The 19,012-nt window shown below is 51.3% G+C and carries 14 protein-coding genes and 2 riboswitches; of the genes, 6 read left to right on the top strand and 8 right to left on the bottom strand.

Going from position 1 to position 19,012, the window contains the following annotated elements:
• Positions 1-55: 55 nt before the first annotated feature.
• The 5 genes from X474_RS14525 to X474_RS14500 all read right to left on the bottom strand — a co-directional run bounded on the left by X474_RS14525 (position 56) and on the right by X474_RS14500 (position 5,972).
• Positions 56-829, bottom strand: a complete 774-nt coding sequence (locus tag X474_RS14525) for an ABC transporter ATP-binding protein (protein ID WP_044349919.1) — start codon at positions 827-829, stop codon at positions 56-58.
• Positions 826-1,893 (bottom strand): FecCD family ABC transporter permease, encoded by a 1,068-nt coding sequence (locus X474_RS14520; protein ID WP_044349918.1) that lies wholly within the window; start codon positions 1,891-1,893, stop codon positions 826-828. Before X474_RS14520 ends, X474_RS14525 begins: the two co-directional genes overlap by 4 nt.
• The gene (locus tag X474_RS14515) at positions 1,890-2,960 is read right to left on the bottom strand and encodes an ABC transporter substrate-binding protein (RefSeq protein WP_197282119.1); all 1,071 of its coding nucleotides are present in this window, start codon (positions 2,958-2,960) and stop codon (positions 1,890-1,892) included. Before X474_RS14515 ends, X474_RS14520 begins: the two co-directional genes overlap by 4 nt.
• Before the next feature lie 142 nt (positions 2,961-3,102).
• A riboswitch (cobalamin riboswitch) is annotated at positions 3,103-3,291 on the bottom strand.
• Positions 3,292-3,363: 72 nt separating this feature from the next.
• Positions 3,364-5,508 (bottom strand): xanthine dehydrogenase family protein molybdopterin-binding subunit, encoded by a 2,145-nt coding sequence (locus X474_RS14505; protein WP_044349915.1) that lies wholly within the window; start codon positions 5,506-5,508, stop codon positions 3,364-3,366.
• Positions 5,505-5,972, bottom strand: coding sequence for a (2Fe-2S)-binding protein (locus X474_RS14500; RefSeq protein WP_044349914.1), 468 nt, complete (start codon positions 5,970-5,972; stop codon positions 5,505-5,507). Before X474_RS14500 ends, X474_RS14505 begins: the two co-directional genes overlap by 4 nt.
• A gap of 646 nt (positions 5,973-6,618) precedes the next feature.
• On the opposite strand from X474_RS14500, the gene X474_RS14495 reads away from it, so the two are divergent.
• On the top strand, positions 6,619-8,673 hold the full coding sequence (locus X474_RS14495; RefSeq protein WP_044349913.1) for a DUF4412 domain-containing protein: 2,055 nt from the start codon (positions 6,619-6,621) through the stop codon (positions 8,671-8,673).
• Between the two features lie 246 nt (positions 8,674-8,919).
• Here the strand turns inward: X474_RS14495 and X474_RS14490 are convergent, their stop codons facing one another.
• Both X474_RS14490 and X474_RS14485 read right to left on the bottom strand, forming a co-directional pair.
• Positions 8,920-10,017, bottom strand: a complete 1,098-nt coding sequence (locus X474_RS14490; RefSeq protein ID WP_044349912.1) for a flavin monoamine oxidase family protein — start codon at positions 10,015-10,017, stop codon at positions 8,920-8,922.
• 169 nt (positions 10,018-10,186) lie between these two features.
• The gene (locus X474_RS14485) at positions 10,187-10,978 is read right to left on the bottom strand and encodes a hypothetical protein (RefSeq protein WP_044349911.1); all 792 of its coding nucleotides are present in this window, start codon (positions 10,976-10,978) and stop codon (positions 10,187-10,189) included.
• A gap of 775 nt (positions 10,979-11,753) precedes the next feature.
• On the opposite strand from X474_RS14485, the gene X474_RS14475 reads away from it, so the two are divergent.
• Entirely contained in the window at positions 11,754-12,104 is a 351-nt protein-coding gene (locus tag X474_RS14475; RefSeq protein WP_044349909.1) for a DsrE family protein, read from the top strand.
• A gap of 151 nt (positions 12,105-12,255) precedes the next feature.
• Here X474_RS14475 and X474_RS14470 read toward each other — a convergent pair whose 3' ends face one another.
• On the bottom strand, positions 12,256-13,041 hold the full coding sequence (locus tag X474_RS14470; protein WP_197282118.1) for a hypothetical protein: 786 nt from the start codon (positions 13,039-13,041) through the stop codon (positions 12,256-12,258).
• Between the two features lie 293 nt (positions 13,042-13,334).
• Positions 13,335-13,522: riboswitch (cobalamin riboswitch) on the top strand.
• A gap of 505 nt (positions 13,523-14,027) precedes the next feature.
• Between X474_RS14470 and X474_RS14465 the strand changes: the two genes are divergently transcribed.
• The 4 genes from X474_RS14465 to X474_RS14450 form a co-directional block, all read left to right on the top strand.
• Positions 14,028-16,151 carry a TonB-dependent receptor gene (locus X474_RS14465; protein ID WP_044349908.1) on the top strand — a complete coding sequence of 708 codons (2,124 nt, stop codon included), beginning with the start codon at positions 14,028-14,030 and terminating at the stop codon, positions 16,149-16,151.
• Positions 16,152-16,185: 34 nt separating this feature from the next.
• Positions 16,186-17,805, top strand: coding sequence for an SAM-dependent methyltransferase (locus X474_RS14460; protein WP_044349907.1), 1,620 nt, complete (start codon positions 16,186-16,188; stop codon positions 17,803-17,805).
• A 63-nt stretch (positions 17,806-17,868) separates the two neighbouring features.
• Entirely contained in the window at positions 17,869-18,714 is an 846-nt protein-coding gene (locus X474_RS14455; protein ID WP_044349906.1) for a DUF4198 domain-containing protein, read from the top strand.
• A 28-nt stretch (positions 18,715-18,742) separates the two neighbouring features.
• The coding region (locus tag X474_RS14450; protein WP_044349905.1) for an amino acid permease at positions 18,743-19,012 on the top strand (270 nt) is incomplete at its 3' end.

Genomic DNA, 19,012 nt, shown 5'->3' with positions numbered 1-19,012 from the left:
GCCCCGGCCAGGCAGTCACCGAACCTTGCACCCTGCACGGGTCTCGGTAAGCCTGCTAGGCCGCCGGTCTGAGGGGCTTCACTGCCGGGCGGCCGTCTTCTTCCATATAAACCCGGGCCTCCACCCCATATACCACCCGGATGTTCTCCCGGTTCAGGACCTCGGCCGCAGACCCCTGGGCAAAGATTCCACCCTGGTGGAGCATCACCACATGGTCGGCATAGCGGGCCGCCAGGTTGAGGTCGTGAAGCGCCAAAACCAGGATCAGGTTATGCTCCTTTTTGAGACGGGTCAGCAGCTCGGCCACCTCCAGTTGATAGCGCAGGTCCAGGTTGCTGGTGGGTTCGTCCAAGAGCAGGATCTGGCTGCCCTGGGCCAGGGCGCGGGCGATCAGAACCTTTTGCCTCTCACCGCCGCTCAATTCGTCATAAAAGCGATCCGCCATTTCCTTAAGGTTCATCATGGCCAAGACCCGGTGCACCTCCCGGCGGTCATCTTCCTTGACCCGGAAGTCCAAAAAGGGCTTCCTGCCCATCATCACCGCTTCAAAAACAGTGAAGTGCAAGTTTTGTGATGCGCTTTGAGGTACATAGGCCACCCGGCGAGCCTGCTCGCGCGGGGCAAGGCTTTTAATGTCCTGATTATCGATCAGCACCTGCCCTTGTTTGGGGCGCAGAATGCGGTCCAGACATCGCAACAAAGTGCTTTTGCCCGATCCGTTGGGGCCGGCCAGGCAGACCATGCGCCCGGGGGAGAGCTCCATCTCTATTTGAGAGAGCACCTGCTTCCCGCCATAGGAGAAGCCCAAATTATGTGTGACTAGAGTCATGACCACCAATCCCTTTTTCGTTTCCAGAGCAGGTATATGAAAAACGGCCCTCCCACCAGGGAGGTCATTATGCCCACCGGAATCTCCACCGGCCAGACCAGGGTGCGGGCCAGGGTGTCTGCCACCACCAGCATCAAAGCGCCCAGGAGACCGGCCGTGGGCAAGAGCCAACGGTGATCGGTGCCCACCAGGACCCGCGCCATGTGGGGAGCCATCAGCCCCACAAAGCCTATGATCCCGCAGAATGAAACCGCCGCCGCAGTGGTTAGGGCGCTGATCAAAAGCGCTGTCAGGCGCACCCCCTTGACCCTGACCCCCAGGCTTTGGGCCACTTCCTGGCCCGCGCTGAGCACGTTTAAATCCCAGGAGAGCCGCATCAGAACTAAAAAGGCGATAAAGGCTATGATGCCTATGATCACAACCGACTGGTAGCTGGCCTCCCACAGGCTGCCCATTAGCCAGAAAACCAGGGCCTGCAAGGTGTCCTCGCGGGAGATGTATTCCAATATGGAGACCAGGGCCGAAAAGATGTAGCCCACCGCCACGCCGGCCAGGATGATGGTCTCCTTGGAAGACCTTTTCACCATGGAGATTCCGTAGGACAGAAACATGGCCAAGGTGGCCATGAAAAAGGCGTTTGCCACCACCAGAAACCTGCCCCCGTCATCTCCGAGCCCCACCCCCAGCACCAGGGCCAGGGCCGCACCCAGGGCCGCTCCCGGAGCAACCCCCAGCACAAAGGGGCTGACCAGGGGGTTCATCAGAACCCCTTGGGCCGCCGCTCCGCTAAGCGCCAGGGAAAAGCCCACCACCAGGGCCAGAAGCACCCTGGGCAGCCTGAGGTCAAAGACCACGATATCCGCACCGCCCGGTGGAGCGGACTGGGGCCAGATAAGGCTCAAAAGGCTTTGCCCCACCTCGACCATGCCCACCGAGGCAATTCCCAGGGAGGCGGCCAGACATCCGGCCAGCAAAATGCAGATCAGGATAACCAGTAGAATCACTGCGTTGCGGCCAAAGGCCGGTTTGTCGGTCTCAGATGAAACCTGGGCGGACGAGGTCATGGGTAGAGGTAGCTCCCTTCCAGTTTGAGGCCATAGAATTTTTCCAGAAAGCGGGCATGGATCTGCTTTGGATCCAGGTCGGGGAACAAATCCGGATGAAAGATTTTGGCCATATAAATTGCGCCTATAAAGGAGCGCAGGCCATAGCCAAGGCGCGCGTTGAGTAAATACAGATGATTGTCTCGGGTAATGCGCATGCTGCGAATCCCCGGCCTGTTTGCAGCGTGTTCCCATAGGGAGCTCATTGCCTTTCGTTCAGGCACTTCATAGCTGTATTTGGCCAGGTTGGGGCTTAAGACCATGTAGTCCGGGTCTTCACACACCAGCCACTCCGGGGAGACCTGCTGCCAGTAAAAAGGCAGGCTGTCGGCGATATTGATCGCCCCAGCCTCGTCTATCACCCTGCGTCCGTATTTGGAGGATGAGGTGAAATAGAGCTGTCGGCCGGAGCCGTGAAAGACCCGCGGCTTTTCTTGCGGCTTGAGGCCCTGTAAAGGTTTTTTGACGGCATTCATGTATTTTTGCACAAAGGCCCTCAACTCTTGGGCCCGTTTGGGCTTGTTTAAAAGCCTGCCCATTCTTTCAACCAGTACGCCGATGTCTTCCACATGAACCGCGCTTAGAAAAACCACCGGCACGCCCATGCGCTCCATAAAAGGCGCACTTTTCCTGAAATGCATATCCGCAACTATTACATCGGGCTTAAGCTCCCAGATCAGCTCCTGGTTGGGGCGTATGATGGAACCCAGAGAGGGGAGTTTTTTCATTTGCGGCGGCCAGGTGGCCCACTCAGAGCGGGCCACGATCAAGTCTCCCTTGCCCATGGCCCAGGTCACCTCAACCGCGGGGCCACTCAATACAACCAGCCGTTTTATTTGTTTCGGTATTTTGCGGGTGCGCTTTAAGTCGTCTGTAAACAGGCGCATGCCCCTGTTTTCCGGTCCTCTGCCGGTTTGCTCCGGGGTGGCCGCGGCACTACAGACCGGCCCGGCCGCCAGGATCAATCCCAAAAGGGCCGTAAATAACCCAAAACAACCCCGCTTATTTCGCCTTCCCAGGAGGGGCATCAAGTCTCCTTTAGACATAAAAAAACCCCCGGTCCCTGATAAGGACCGGGGGGTTGCACCCAGTTTAGCTTGGCCTCCCAAATAATATGCGCCCGCCCTTTTTAGTTCGAAAAGGGCAAAAGGCATCACTCCCCTTCTGACGGGGGGAGTTACACGGCCGGTAGTTCTTCTGGCTCCCGGATCATCCTACTTGCCGCGCCTTCCCAAGGGAGTTGTTTCCTTCAGTGGCTTTTTTGCGGCTTCTGTCCCCGGATACAGCGGCGGGACCGCGCCGGAATTTCACCGGCTTCTCTTTTAAGCCCTTGCGGGCGCCTGACCGTTATTCAGCCTATAAAATCCACCAATACCTCCGGGTTGTCAAGGTTTGTCTGGCAGTGGGCGCCGGATTGACCGTCATTAATGTTTAGCTTTTTTTCAGCTTTTGGGTGTCAAAAGGCAGCTCCCTCAACCTCACTCCGCTTGCTGCGAATATGGCGTTGGCCACAGCCGGGGCCACAGTGGGTATGGGAGGTTCGCCCACGCCTCCGGCCTTGCCGCCGCTTCCCACAAGATGCGCTTCGATTTCCGGTACATCGGCCATGGTCAAAAGGGGGTAGTCGTCAAAGTTGGCGGTGGCCACCCCGCCCTTGGCAAAGGATACGCGCTCCTTAAAGGCTATGCTGAGCGCCATCACCGCCCCGCCTTCAATCTGGGCCTTTACCGCGTCGGGAAACACCGCAGTGCCGCAATCCAGGGCGGCCACCAGCTTGTGCACCTTCACTTGGCCGGTTTTTAAGTCCACCGATACTTCGGCCACATGTCCCACAGTGGATTCATAGCAGGTGCTCACCGCCAGGCCAAGGCCCCTGCCTTTGGGCAGTTTTTTGCCCCAACCCGCTTTTTGGCCCAGCAGGTTCAGAATCCGCCTTTCTCTGGAGCCTTTTTTCAGATAGGCCAGGCGGAATTCCAGAGGGTCCTTGCCCGCCTCCGCGGCCAGTTCATCCATAAAACTTTCAACCGTGAAGATGTTATAGGTGTGGCCCACTGAGCGTAAAAAGCCAACCGGGATCGGCAGGTCCAGCAGGATGAATTCCACCAGCCGATTCGGCAGGTTGTAAATCATGTTGCCTGCTCCCTCCACCCCGGTTGGGTCCAGCCCGTTTTTCACTGCCCGGGGAAACAGGCGTTGCATGATGGAGGAGGCGGCGTTTTTCTGAAACCAGGAGGTGATGCGGCCCCGGGAGTCCAGGCCGCCTTCCACATAGGTGTGGCAGGCCGGGCGGTAGAAGTCGTGCTTGAAATCGTCTTCCCTGGTCCAGATAACCTTTACCGGGCGTTTCATGGCCTGGGAAAGAAGAACGGCATCGGTCAATACGGCCCATTCTATGCGCCTGCCGAATCCGCCTCCCACATAGGGGGTTATGACCTCGATCTTTTCCGGCGGCAGCTTGGTTATCCCGGCCGCCACTTTCTGGGCTATGGTCTGGCCCTGGGTGGGCGCCCAGAGACGGCAGCGGTCTTTTTCCACTTGGGCCGTGCAGTTCATGGGCTCCAGGGGGACATGGGAAAGGTAGGGGAATTTGTAATTTGCCTTTAGCCTGGTATTGGCCCGGGCCAGGGCAGCCTTGGCGTCACCCACCGGCCAGGCCGGAGCCCCGGACTTGGCCAATGCCTCTTGATATATTTTGTTCAGTTTGGCGTCGTCCAAGTCCGGATGAGAGCCTTTGGTCCATTTTATGGCCAGGGCCTCCCTGCCTTTAAGCGCGGCATAGGTGTTTTCCGCGCAGACCGCCACCCTGTCCTTAAGCGGCACCACGGAGATAACCCCCTTGACGGTCATGGCCGCCCTTTGGTCAAAGGATTCAGGCTTGGCTCCATAGGCCGGGGCTCGGGCCACCACAGCCACACACATGCCCGGCGCCTTGAAATCAAAGCCAAAGACTGTCTTGCCCGCCACCTTTTCCGGTATATCCACCCGCATGGGGCTGGTGCCTATCAGGTTGTAATCCTTAGCCTGCTTCAGCTCGGGTTTTTTCGGCACAGGCAGGGCGGCTGCCTTTTGGCTCAATTGCCCAAAGCTTATGCTCCTGCCGTTTGGATGCAGCACCTTGCCCTTGTGGGCCTTGCATTGGGAGGGGGCAACCCCCCATTCATTGGCCGCTGCCTGGATAAGCATCTCCCTCGCCGCTGCGCCGACTTGGCGCAACATGTCCCAGCGGTGCCTTATGCTGGTGCTGCCTCCGGTGACCTGCATATGGTTTACCGGATCTTTAAAGGCCTCACCGGCCCCGGCCATTTTTATCTTTATTTTTTGCCAGTCTGCGCCCAGTTCTTCGGCTATCACCATGGGAAGCCCGGTGTGGGTTCCCTGGCCCATTTCCGTCTGCCCCACCCAGATGATCACGGTTTCATTTGGGGCGATCTCCAAAAAGGCGTGAGGCTTGAAATTTTTACCCTCGGCGCGGGCAACGGCGGGATTGAACAGACGAATCCCCGTAGGGCTGGCCGCCACAGCCAGCACCAGACCGGTGCTTTTTAAAAACAGACGGCGCGTTATGCCTGCTTTCATGTCGCACCTCCCTTGTCGCCCATTTTGCCGGCTGCAATGGACATGGCCTTAAGCACCCTGGCATGGGTCCCGCATCGGCACATAACATCATCCATGGCTTGTGCCATCTCCCGTTTGGAGGCCTTGGGATTGCTCTTTATGACATCAACCGCCTGCAGAATCATGCCTGGCTGACAATAGCCGCACTGGGGCACCTGCTCGGCTATCCAGGCCCGCTTGACCGGATGATCCTCGGGCAGGCCCTCGATGGTGGTTATCTCCAGGCCCTGGGCGCTTTCGGCAGTAATGCTGCATGACCTTTCCGCCTTACCGTTTATGAGCACTGTGCAGGAGCCGCATTCGCCGATTCCACACCCGTATTTAACGCTGGTGAATCCCAAATCATCCCGCAAAACCCACAAAAGCGGGGTCTCCGGAGATGAGTCGACCTGGTGAACCTTTCCGTTTACTTTTAGCTTAAACATTTGGTCCCCCTTTGGTTTTGTCAGGTAAAACCCTGCGCAATACTTCTATTTTTTTATCATCCCGGTTTCCGGTCGAAAAAGAAATCACCATTTGCGTCAATTTGGATACATTTCGCGCCGAGGTGAGAAAATGGAACTGCCGAGGTACTGATTTTTTATTCGAGTCTTTCCCTTTTTCGAAACCTGTAAGTAAAGGAAAAGTCAATATAATATACCTGATTGAATAATTTTTATGTTTAAATAATTTTGTAATATATTGAAGCGGATTTTAATTATGCTGTGTTGGGGGGGCTGTTTATTGGGTTTTTGATTACTGAAGGCATGTATTTAAATATTTGATATTATAATATATTTTTAATAATAGCTTAAGACCGAGGTTCTGTTGGATACTTGTGAAGTGCCCGCATAGTTTCAACTTGTTGGCAAATAGGCGTAGGTTAAACTTTTGTTTGGAATAAATGCCTAAATATTGACGGTGTATTTTTAAAAACCTAAAATGCAAATAAAAACCTTGTGTGGATAAGTTTCACATTACTTTTTTACTACGTGTCTGAATTGTTTGAAATTTGACTTTCATCATAACCGTAACTGTCTGATGCCACATACCCCAAAGTATTTTAGTAGTGGAAAAGGATTCGGTGAAAAAATGAAAATCAAAAATACTCGATGCTTACAAGCCCTTATTTCTTTTGTTCTGTGTTTTTTGTTTTTATGCGGAGCGCACAAGGCCTGGGCAGTTGAATTTACCGCCGATATTTCAGAAGAAATTACCAACAGCAAGGCTGTGGGCACAATACTGGTGCATCCCAGGGGATATCGGATGGACTTAAGCGTTACCCAAAAAAAGGGCAAATCAGGTAAGGCCATTATTATGGTGGATAAAAAAAGCGGTAAAACCCGGCTTTTTAATCCGCAAACAAAGACTTACAAGGAAGTTAAGAGCTTTAGTTTCCTTGCCTTTATGCTTGACCCTTTCCAGGGGATTGAGCAGTTGAAAAAGGTTGCCACTTCCAAAAAGGTGGGTTCGGAAAAGGTCTCCGGATTCCTCTGTGACCATTACGCCTACTATGACCAAGATTTTAAACTTGCCGACGTATGGTATGCCCTTGAGCTTGATTCCTTTCCCATCAAAGCCCATATGGTGAGCGGGCGCAATGACCGCCGGGTAAAGATAAAGATCAATACCGGTGACACCCGCTTTTTGCTGAGCAATATTAAGCCGGGATCGGTGGATACCGCCTCTTTGAATATTCCCGCCGGGTTCAGCAAGGCCCCTGACCCTCGGGAGGCAAGAAAAAAGGCCCTTGCCGCTTTGCCTGCTGTGAAACAAACCGTTCAAGGCAAGGCCCCCTGGGGCAGGCGCATCGGTGAAGGCGGTGAGATCAGGGTCAAGGTGGACCCAATGAGGCCGGTTGTTATTGAGTTGCGCAATTTCTATTCATCATCAACCGGTTCTTATAAAGTTATTCCCCAAAATGCGGCACAGGCTGATATTAAACCCCAACCTTTTGATTTCACTAAAAACTGGCAGAGAAAAAAAGTTGAGGTCAGCAAGAAAAAGAAAACCGAATGGGTTTACATCCGGGTTGAAAAGGGCTTGATCTATGCAACGGTTGTAAACGCCAAGGATCCTTTTAAGTTTTCCCGAGACAGTAAACTCGAGGAAGGTTACCTCCATTCAGCCGGAGGCAGGGGAGCTTTTGTTTATTCAGATCGAAAATTAATGGTCAGAGTAACCGGTGACAGCCAGGATGCCAAGGATTCCGAGCTTGTTTTTTCCGGGTGCAAGGGCAGTTGCAAGGACAAATTGTTTGAAAAAAGAATAACCATTACAAACGGCCAAACCAAGACTTGGGAATTCCCCCCTGGTCACAAAATCACCATCTGTGATTTCAGGATCAATAAAACGGGCGCAGTCAAGTTCAGGATTGAGCAACCCGCCAGGGAGAGTGCAAAGAGGAGCATTTCCAAGGCAAAGACCGGCTCAACAGCCAGTGGCCCAAAGGTGGTTCGGACCACGCCGATAAAAACCTACGGCAGATCCACTAAAAAAAGCCCCGGCAAATCCGGCAACCGCCTGAATAAAGCGGATTCAAGGGTGATCATCAAGGCGCTTAACCACGGCGATGTGAAAACCGTGAAGGCATATCTGGATAAGGGAATGGATGCCAATATATATGTTTACGGCGCTCCGTTATTGCAAAAGGCGGCTAATTTAAGCACAGCCGAAATGGTTAAACTCGTCATAGAGCGCGGCGGTGACCTCTCTTATCAAAACCGTTCCGGGGATAATGCCCTTGCCCAGGCTCAAAGCAACTTCAAGCACTGGCGAGAGGTTATCCCTGTGCTTGTGAAAGCCGGTGTGCCGGTTGATAAGCAAACGGCCATCTGGAAAATCGCCTTTAAGACCAAGGGCGGAAAATTCAAACCCGGGGCCAAGGAAATGCTTGAATATCTGCTTGATAAGGGGGCCGATATCAATGCCCCCATCTCTAAAGCAGGCACAACCCTTTTGATGAACGCCGCCAAAATGGCCTGGCTTGAGCCGGTCGAGTTTTACCTTGCCCACGGCGCTGACACCAAACTTCGCGATAAAGATAATAAAACCGCCCTGGATTGGGCAAGGACGCCGCGAAGCAGGGAAAAACTTTACCAAAAGCAGCAAAGGCAAAAGGTGATTAAGCTTTTGGAATCCAAGTGAGGGGGTATCGCTAAAATGCACCAGTAGACGGTTTGGGCTAGTCAGATAAGCCTTGCTGTGATGTTAACTTGCAGCCTGCCCGCAAAGTCTTGTGTGACTTTATTCGAGCCGGTCGGCAATAATCTGGTTTTGGCCGACCGGCTTGTTTTATCAAGCAAACTCACCCGGGGGAATGGCAGACATACAAAAGCCGTGCACTTGGGGGTGAGGTGTAATTTAAAAGCCCTAATCCAGTTTCAAGGGCATTCACCCGGCCTGGGCAAGGGCAAAAGCCTGGTGGACCGCCTTTTCCGCACTGTCCAGAGCGCCTTCAATATAGCCGCCCATTTCTTGCGAGGTCTCGGTGCCCATGAATACCACCATGCCGCCCCACATATAGTTTCTGCCCCTTGGCGGCATGTATAGGGGGTGCTCGTGAGCAGCCCTTTGATCTATCTCTGTGGCGGTGAAGTTCTCATAGGCCCAGTCTTTATAAAACACCTTGGCAGGCTTGCCCGCGCCTTCTCCATACAGGAGTTCCAGCTGCTCCAGGATCGCTTCAATTACTTTTTCCTTGTCTTTTCTGTAAAAGGCCGGAACCCCCACAAAGCCGGTCAGCCCGAAAATGGTTTCCGTGCTGTTGGCGGCATCGTGCAATTCGCTCATGGGGCCGCGTTCGCTAAAGGCCTGGCCGGAAAGGCCCGCCTTGCGCCAATCGGCCTGTTCATAAACCGCAAAGAATTTGGCGTGCCCGGCCATCCAGGTGTTGGTCCTGAGCATGGCCTGGGTCAGCTGGTGCGACAGGTCGGGAGTGAAAAGTATGGTCGAGGCTGCCAGCCGCGGGGGCAGGGCAAGGAAAATTCTGGAAGCCTTGAATTGGCAGCGGGGTTCTTCACCCAGCACCCCCACGCTGATAAGCGCGTGGTCTTCTTTTTTTTCAATCTCACAGACCGGGTGGTTGAGCAGGATTTTTTCCTGGGGGACCTTTTGCTCCAAGCCCTTAACCAGGGAGATCATTCCCCCGTTTACCCGCCAACTCTGAGGTTCGGTGGGAAAACCGGAAACAGTCTTGACTATCCCGGTTGAGGTCTGGTAGCGCCCGTAGCCGGTGTCATACTGGCGGTATCCGGTGAGCCCCAGATCATGGATAAGCCTGGTGACCCTGGGGTTGATCTCCGGCCAGTACCAGGAAGGGCCCAGGTCTGTGCAATAACCCTCATAATCCGGGCTCAAAATCCTGCCGCCAACCCGGTCCCGGGCCTCCAGCACATAATAGGATTCACCCTTTTCTTCCAAAAGAGAGGCCGCATAAATCCCGCTTATGCCCGCCCCGATGATAACCGTATCTATAATCTTGTCATGCATAGTTAAAGTGCTTTTTAGGTTTGGATTTCTTAACTTCAAGTTCAGCCAAACAGGTTATCCGCCCAATGCCGCTAAAAATCAATACTTTTATCCGGGGATTGGGGGAAAAGGGGATTGTGCAGAGAAGGCCTATGAAGTAATGACTTTATTTTGAGTAAAAATAAACAAATTAATCGGCTAAATACATATCGGTGTGTTCGCGAATCTTAATAGCTATATCAGGCCTTACTTCAGAGAGAGGGTGGTCGAAGATTTCTTGGATAAATGGCGCAACCCAGTATTGTGAGTCTGGGTCTGGTGTTACACCGCAATCTAATGAATCAAGGTAATCACTTGACATCATGTAATGCCCGTTTATGAAAAACAGGTAGGCAATATGCATAATGAAGATATTCCGGAAATCAGTTAAAAAGAGATCGAAGTGCTTTTTTCGTTCTGGTAGATAAATATCGCAATCGTTTAGTAGTATGTATTTGTAAAAATTGTAATGTGTGTGATCGTTACAGCGATCTCTTATCTCTTTATAGCGAGTGTCTTTATGAATCAATTTTGTTATAGTTTTAACAATATTTGAGGAATAGATGTATTGAGACATTTTGCGATATGGGGGCAGTTTTTCCTTACCTTGTATCCATCGATTGATTTGTTCAACGATTAAATTTTTCATACTAAATTTGGCTTGAATGTAAAGATTTGTATAAATATTTATCACTACTGAGTCGAAATATTTACGCAAAAGTGCATAGGCATCATTGATTCTTCCTTGTTCTAATACTATTTTTATTGATGTTACGGTGCCTTGAACTGAAGAGAAAACATAAGAATCTATATTACAAAAGGCATGCGTGCCTTGCGTAATAAATCGAAATGTTCCATAAGCTAATTGGTCGTAGAAATTTATGTAGCGCGGAAGCTCATTGAATACTTCGTGAGATAAATCGGTTTTGTTTTTTTCCTGCATAGTGTTTTAAATTTTTCAAGTTATATTACCGACAAATTAATATGCTTTTTAAAGTTCTTTAAGGTGAAAGATAAAAGAATATTTGTCAGGTTTTAGTTATATATTGGAGGTAATTAATATTATGCTATTTCCTCCGAATTAAGTTGCATAGTTTTTATTTCCTGGTGTCGGTAGGGTTTAAATATGACTATATAAAAATTTTTGACAAAAATTATAACAATTATGTAAATAAATTTTATTGCTTTCCAAGCTTGATTCAGTTCTATGTATTCAGTTTTGATTTAATTTTTTATATAGGTACCCCAAACTTTTATGTAATTTTAAAGAATATTTTTATAAATAGCAAATATTTTCTTAATTTTATGCTTTGCATAATTGAAATTTATCTGATTGTAGAGTGTTTAACCTGTAGATATGTTTTTATAAAAGGTGTAATAAAAAAATAAGGGAATATCTAAATTGGATGTATAGGTGTGTAAGGTCTTGATTTGACACTGAAAAATTTTGCAACCTTTGTTTGCTAAAATGAGTAACTTATCTTTAATTAGAGCTGACTTTATGGGTTCCTTACCCTCTTGCTCAAAAGGAACTTCAGAGTTACTTCTAGCTTGTTAAACTACGCTATGTAATCTCATAAAAAAGTAGGCGAAAATGTTCTCCTAACCTTTTCTTCATAAATTTTCCCTTAATATCCTGTTGGTAACAGGGTATAGTGTGAAGCGGTTGCCTTTTGGGACAGGTAATCTTTTATTCACGTCAAAAATGGATGAGGACCATGGCCAATTTTCTTTTTGTATTGAGTAAGGATGACAACGAGGCCGCCACCCGGTGCTTTCAGTTTGCCAAGATCGCCTTTGACAAGGGGCATCATGTGGACATGTTTTTTATTGACAGCGGGGTGAACTGGGCGGACAAGGAGAGGGATCTTTCCATCAAGACCATCACAGGCGACTGCCCCCAGGACTATCTGCCGTTTTTGGTGGAAAAGGAAGTCAAGACGGGCATTTGCACACCCTGCGCCAAGAACCGCAACATGGACGAGGCGAAGTTTTTCTCGAACATGCAGTTGGACGGCGGGCCGCACCTTATCGACATGGCTGCCGAGGCCAAGGTGTTTAACTTCTAGCCGGCAAAGCGGTGCTGATTCAATCCGAGCGTCAGTAACAGGGCTTTGGCAGACCTCGGTCTGCCAAAGCCCTTGCACATCACTGGATTCACGCAATATCCAAATCATTTAAGATGAATTTTTTTAGGGTGCCGCGGCGGACTGGTTTTCCTCATTCGGGGAACTGGTCAGGTTTGGGGGTGGAAAAACGCCCCAACCACAAAGTGACAGCCAGGCAGGGGATAAGCATGAACCAGGTGCCGAAAGGCGCTAATATCAACCCGGCCCAGGGCGCAGGCATTATAAGCCCCAAAACCAAGGTGAATACCAATGCTCCCAGGGGTGAAACCAGCACAAACCAGCGGGGAAAAGAGGTCCGGCCGCTTATAATCGCCCCAGCATGCCAGATGGAGCCCATATAAAAAGCCGCCAATGCGGTCAGGTCTCCTAACATAAAGTGCTCTAAAATAAAGGTCTCCGCTGTGTTGTAAAAGGCTTGGTCAGTGCATCCGGTCACAACTTTTGCCTGGGACAGGACACTTAAAAAGGCCCATCCGCAATGTTGGATGCCTCCGATCATCAAAATGGCATAGGCCAAAAGGCCGCAGGGCAGGCCGGAGAGCCAAAGTCCGGCGGGGCGCATGCCGACCCACCAAAGGTAATAGGCCAGGGCATAGAAGGGATATAGCCAGCCCGCTGTTTGAGCCAGCATCACAGTTGCATGGGAGCGTCCGCCCGCAGTGCGGACCGTCTCCCATATCTTCAGTGAAAAATAGTCGCTTCCGCCGAGATCAGGGGAATAACCGTAGATCAGGTCACAGACTCCGTTCCACAAGATTAAAAGGCAAATAAAAAAGCCGAGCAGACGCAGCTTGGTCAAACGGCGCAGCAGATCCTCTTTGGAGGACGGGGCATTTATACCGGGGTTGGGAAATTGTTCAACACCAGGGTGACCCACGCTAGCGCCTCCTTACAAAAAAATATTTGTTACAGGTGTGAATAATATTCCTGCTCTTGCTAGTAGGCTTTTTTGCCTGGAATGCTGCTTCAGCTTTCGATGAATCAATATTTGAAGTAAATAGCCTTTTTAAAACGGGTAGGTCCAGCTTAAATCACATCGGGCTTTTTATTTGCCCAGCCGACCGGTTTGTTGGAAAAAATGTCGACCTGCTGGGTAAATAATAAAACCCGACTTTATTTTTTATTAAATTTAAATGACGTTGACACTATTTAATTATTTTAATAAGGTCAGACAACATAATTTCGGTGGATGCCCCAAGGGCTTAATAGGGAAGTCGGTGAAAATCCGACGTGGTCCCGCCGCTGTAATCGGTAGCGAAAACCGCAGCATAGCCACTGTCTCCCCAAAGGGCGGCGGGAAGGCGCGGCAACTAGGACGAACCGAAAGCCAGAAGACCTGTCCAACGAGAAATTCCGATGCGTACGGGGATATACGTATGAGGATGCAGATGGAGCAGAAGACGCCCTTTTCGAAAAAGGATAACTGTCCTATTTCAGGGCGTTTATTTAATGTTTGCCTATGAAGAAAAAGGGGTGCGCCTTTTTTATAAGGAGAAGGGCAAAAAGGCGGCATAATTAGTTCTGGGCGATTTCCGTTTTTTATGTCTTTGCTCTGGTCATTGTGACAGGTCTTCATTTTGAGCTGCGGTTTTAACTAACCGGCAGGACAAGTAAAAAAGGCCGTGGCGGCCGTCAAAAAATATTACGAAAAATGGTGCTTAGTCGAAACTTCGCACAATGATCTGACCGCCGCGGAGCCAATCCCTGAAAAACTAAGCCATAAGGGTGGCAGCCTACCAATACCAACGGCCATGAAGGTCTTTTCCCTTTAAAAGGGGAGAAATCTTTGTGGCCGTTTTTTCGTTGAGTTAACTAGCTGTTTTTATTCACGTTGAATTCATTTGTGTGTATTGGGGGAAGATAATGAAGCGAAAAGGCGGAGCGAAAATCTTCAATTCCATTTTATTGGCCGTCAGCATGACTTTGCTCTTGACTCTACCCGCCTGGGCAATCAAAGCCAATTCCCAGGAAAAAGCAAAAAAAGAGACTCAAAAGCTTGGCCAGATGATAGTAACAGCCAAGGAGGAAGGGGCTCAAGTCAACCTGAAACCAACTATGCAGGAGATCGACCTCGATAAGTATCAGACCATAGACATGCCCCAAAACGTCGGTGATTATCTGAAAAACCTGATCCTGTTCGATTACCGTGACACCACCAACTTGGTGCCGGGGTCAGACAGCTTTAACATGGGCGCGTTTTCCATGAGCCGTTTTACCATGGCCGTCAACGGCTTGGACCTGCGTAAAACCGGTGGCCGCAACAGTTCTCACATCGTGGATTTCGCCTATCTGCCGCCGATGCTGGTGAAGAAGATAGAGGTGTTGCCCGGTCCGCACTGGGCGCTGTATCCGGCCAAAAGTCTGGGCGGTGTGGTGAACGTGGTTAGCCGCGCGCCCAAGCTGCAAAAGAGTGTGGTGCCTGAACTGAAGGTCTCCGGCTCTTACAAATCATACAACACCCAAAATTACACCCTGCTCGCACGGGGCAGCGCAGGCCAGATCACCTATGACGCTGGTTATCAGCTTTACAAAACAGACGGCTATCTGCGCAACACCGAGGCAGAGGTCAACACGGTTTTGGGGCGCATGGGTTATGTAATCCCCACAGGCGGCCATGTGGCTGTGACCGGTTCCTATTCCAGCAATAAGCGTAACGACCCGGTTGTCAATGACCCCAGCAGGTCTGATTATGACGGCGACTATCCCGATGTACTCGGAGCCAGTCGCACCATAGACCAGGACCCCAGTTGGAACGGCCAATGTAACCGCGTCCGCCTGGATTACCAGCAGCCTCTAAATATTGGTGATGTCTCGGCCCAGGCCTACTATGGCGAGGAATACAAAAATCGCGGCTACATAAAGAAAGGCGTCTGGACAGACTGGTACACACGCTGGTATCAGGGCGGGGCCAAGATTCAGGACACATTCAAACTGGCCGAGAACCATGTGACAACCATTGAATTGGACGGTCAGCAGGCCTCAGACGGTGGCGAGGACCGGGACGACAAGCATAAACGCTACCAGATCTACGGCTCCGGCCTGCAGCATGAATGGACCATTATCCCGCGCCTCAAGTTGACCCTGGGCTTACGCTACGAGCATGTCAATATCTGGGTCAGCAACAACTATATCACCACCGAAGGCCCCTGGATCGAACGCAACTGGGACGGCATTATTCCCAAAAGCTTTTTGACCTATGAAATGGACGATGTGGCTCCCTGGTTGCGTGATACGTCGTTGAGCCTGGGTGTAAGCCGTATCTGGCACGCGCCGGATGCTCACGGCATTTACAATCCCCAGGGCCGTCCCACCGGAGCCTATCTTGACCCGGAACATGGAGTGGGTATAGACGCCATTTTACAGCGCAGGCTGTTCAGCAGCGTTCAGATGAGGCTTAACTACTCCTACTACGTCATCAACGACTACATTGCCTACAACCGCTCCTATGCCAAATACACGCCCAGCAGATCCCACCAGGTGGCGCCCGGCATGGAATGCAAAGACTACATGATCAACCTGGACCAGATGATAACCCAAGGCGTCAATCTGGAGTTCAGCGGCAATATCACAGGCGATCTCTCCTTTTATCTGGGATACGCCTATCTCGACATGGAGAACCAGGGTGACGAGCTGGCCGGTATCGACACCGCCTCGGACAGGGCAAAATACCGGGTCAAGGCCGGGTTGCGTTATCTGCTCTTTGAAAACACCAGCCTGCTTTTGGACTACCAGTACCAGGATAAGCAGGTGAGTGAATACTCCGAGGAGATCGCCGAGGACGAATGGGTGGTAAGGCGGGTTGCCATAGACGCCCACAGCCTGGTGAATTTCGGTGTCCAACAAAGGTTGTTCGAGAAGTGGGGCGCTTTGCAAAACGGTTCGCTTAAGTTTTTTGTGAACAATCTTTTTGATGAAACCTATGAAGACGCCCGCGGCTACCCCTCCACAGATCGGACCTTCGGGGTGGCTCTTTCCTTTGCGATGTAAGGCGGCAAAATAAGCAAATTGAAAGGATAACAAAATGAAAAAACTAAAAATTCTGGTATTGGCCTTGCTGTGCCTGGTGTTGGGAGTGGCCCCCGTGGCCATGGCCCAGGCGCAAAAGGGGTCTTACCAGCTGGTGGGACTGGGCCCGGCAGGACTGGACCTGACAACCCCGCGCAGCCTCAAGGCCATTCAAGAAGCGGATATAGTTTTTACAAGCTCCAGAACCCGCAAAATGCTGGAGCCGAAAATCGACTTCAAAGGCAAGGAAGTCATTGAAGGTTTTGGACTGGTTTTCCCTTATTACGGTAAAAAATGCCCCGAGGGGTCAAAGGCCGTGAAAAAGCGCTGGGGTAAAACCTGCGATGAGTTTCATCAAAAACAGGCCGAGTTTGCCGCCAAGGTTCGTTCCGCCGTTAGCCAGGGCAAGAAAGTGGTCATGACCACCTCCGGTGATCCCACCATATACGGCCCCGGCATTTGGACCGTGCTTGAATTGAGCGATATCAACGCCAAGGTGGTGCCGGGCTTAAGCTCCTTTAACGCTGCCAATGCCGCCCAGAAATGCGGCCTGGGCGAGGTCGTTATCACAGCGCCTTTCATGAAAAAGGGAGGGAAAGACAGCCTCGAAGCCCTGGTTGATTACGATCGGGGCACCATGGCTATTTTCATGCCCCGAAAGATGGAAAAGCTGTGGAACCGCCTGGCCGGGATTTATCCCAAAGACATGCCTGTAAGCGTGGTGGCCAACGCTGGTTATCCGGATAAGCAGACCGTGGTGTTGGGCACCATCGGCAACATCAAGGAGAAGCTTAAAGGCAAGGATGTCCGGCACTCTTTGGTTTATGTGGGGCGGACCCTGGCCAGGGCTCAATACGCCTCACCCCAGCCCGAGAGCAAGGGCAAGTTCTATCTGGTGGGTATTGGCCCGGGAGATGCCGATTTGGCCACCCTGCGGGCGTTAAAGGTCATCAAAGAGGCGGATGTCATTTTTGCCCACAAGCGCATTCAAGAGCTTTTCAAAGAGGAGCTTAAAGGCAAAAAGGTGGTTTCAGGCTATCATAGGCTGTTCCCCTTTTACGGCCAGCCATGCCCGAAAAAAGTCAATAAAAAACCCCGCCGCGAGCGCATGACCTGCGAACAATACCACCAGAAACAGGCCGAATTGGGTGCCATGGTGCGCCTGGCAGTGGCCAAGGGCAAGAAAGTGGCCCTGCTTGACAGCGGCGACCCCATGGTTTACGGCCCTTGCAACTGGGTTCTGACCGAGTTCAGGGATATCCCCACCGAGGTGGTTCCGGGCATAAGCTGCTTTAACGCGGCCAACGCGGCCTTGGCCGCCGCCGTGACCGAAGGCAAAAAAACCCATTCAGTGATGCTGGCCTCGGGCTGGAGCGTCGAGAAAATGGCCCGCCATCAGGCCACCATGGTTTTGTTCACCATGCGCACCAATTTAAAGAAATTCACAGACGCCATACAGAAACACTATCCAGCCGACACCCCTGCCGCTTTGGTCTTTCATGCAGGCTATGCGGCAAAGGAAAGGGTTTTGCGCGGCACAGTCGCCGACATCCTGCAAAAGGCTGGGGATAAGCGGCTTCCGTTCCAGCACATGCTTTATGTGGGTGATGCCCTTACCAACAAACAACCCTATTGATTTAGATCGAGACCGGGCCCTCTTAATGAGGGCCCATTACCAACTTGACGACAGGAGTTCAAAGTGAAACTTAAAATTTGGTTGGCCGCCCTGGCCTTGGTATTGTGTGCTGTCCCCGCCCTGGCCCATAACCTGTGGTTGGTGCCTATGGATTATAACCCTGAAGTGGGCCAGGAACTTAAGGTGATGATCGGGTTCGGTCATTCCTACCCGGCCAGCAGAATCGATGAGCAGGTCAAAGAGGGCATGCTTCAGGAAGTAAGTGCGGTAGGTCCGGACGGCAAGGTCTTTCCGTTAGTTAAAAAAGACGAAGGTCTTTACACCCTGACCCCCAAAGCTCCCGGAGCCTATCTGGTCAGAACCTTGATGAAACCGGGTTTTTTCTGCCGAACCAAAAAAGGCTTTAAACGCGGCAATAAAAAACAGGTGCAGAACGTAACCTCATGCATGCATTTTCAAATGATCGCCAATGCCCCTATTTTGGTCGGCAGTGCGGCCAAAGCCCAAACCCCTCCGAAAGATCAGGAGTTGCAGCTTCTTCCCTTAGTCGACATCTCAGGTCTTAAGAGCGGAGACAGCCTGCCTGTGCAGGTGCTTTTTAAGGGAGCTCCCCTGGCGGGCGCCAAGTTGACAGCTACTTACGCCGGTTACCAGCCGCCCAAGGATCTTCCCAAAGCCAAGATAGATCCCAAGCTTTCGCCCAAGGAGAAGGCCCGCTTGAAAATGAAGCACAAAATGGCCTCCTCTTATCCGGTGCGGTTAAAGACCGATGCAAAGGGTAAGGCTGAGATCAAACTTTCAGCGCCTGGCTGGTGGCTGGTTATTTTGAATCATTCCACTCCGTATGAGGATCTGAAAGTCTGCGACACAAACTTATTCAAGACCACATACACCTTTGAAGTGCGCTAAAGAATTACTCTGGAAACGGTGAAACGCTATGTCTGAAGCGGGCAACGGCTTAAGTAAGGTGCTGCGTCCGGTGGACGCGATAATGATCGTGATCGGCAACGTGGTGGGGGTGGGTATCTTCACCACTACCGGATTCATAGCAGCGGAGATAGCCGATGCCTGGCTGATTCTCTCTGTCTGGCTCTTGGGAGGGGTGTTGACCCTTATGGGTTCGCTGACCTATGGCGAGCTTGGGGCCGCCTTTCCCAGAGCCGGTGGAGATTACGTATACCTGCGTGAGGCCTATGGCCCCTTGGCC

The sequence above is a fragment of the Dethiosulfatarculus sandiegensis genome (genome assembly GCF_000931935.2).
GTDB lineage: Bacteria > Desulfobacterota > Desulfarculia > Desulfarculales > Desulfarculaceae > Dethiosulfatarculus > Dethiosulfatarculus sandiegensis.
Note: the sequence above shows the minus strand (reverse complement) of the source record. Positions and strands in the feature narration are given on the sequence as shown.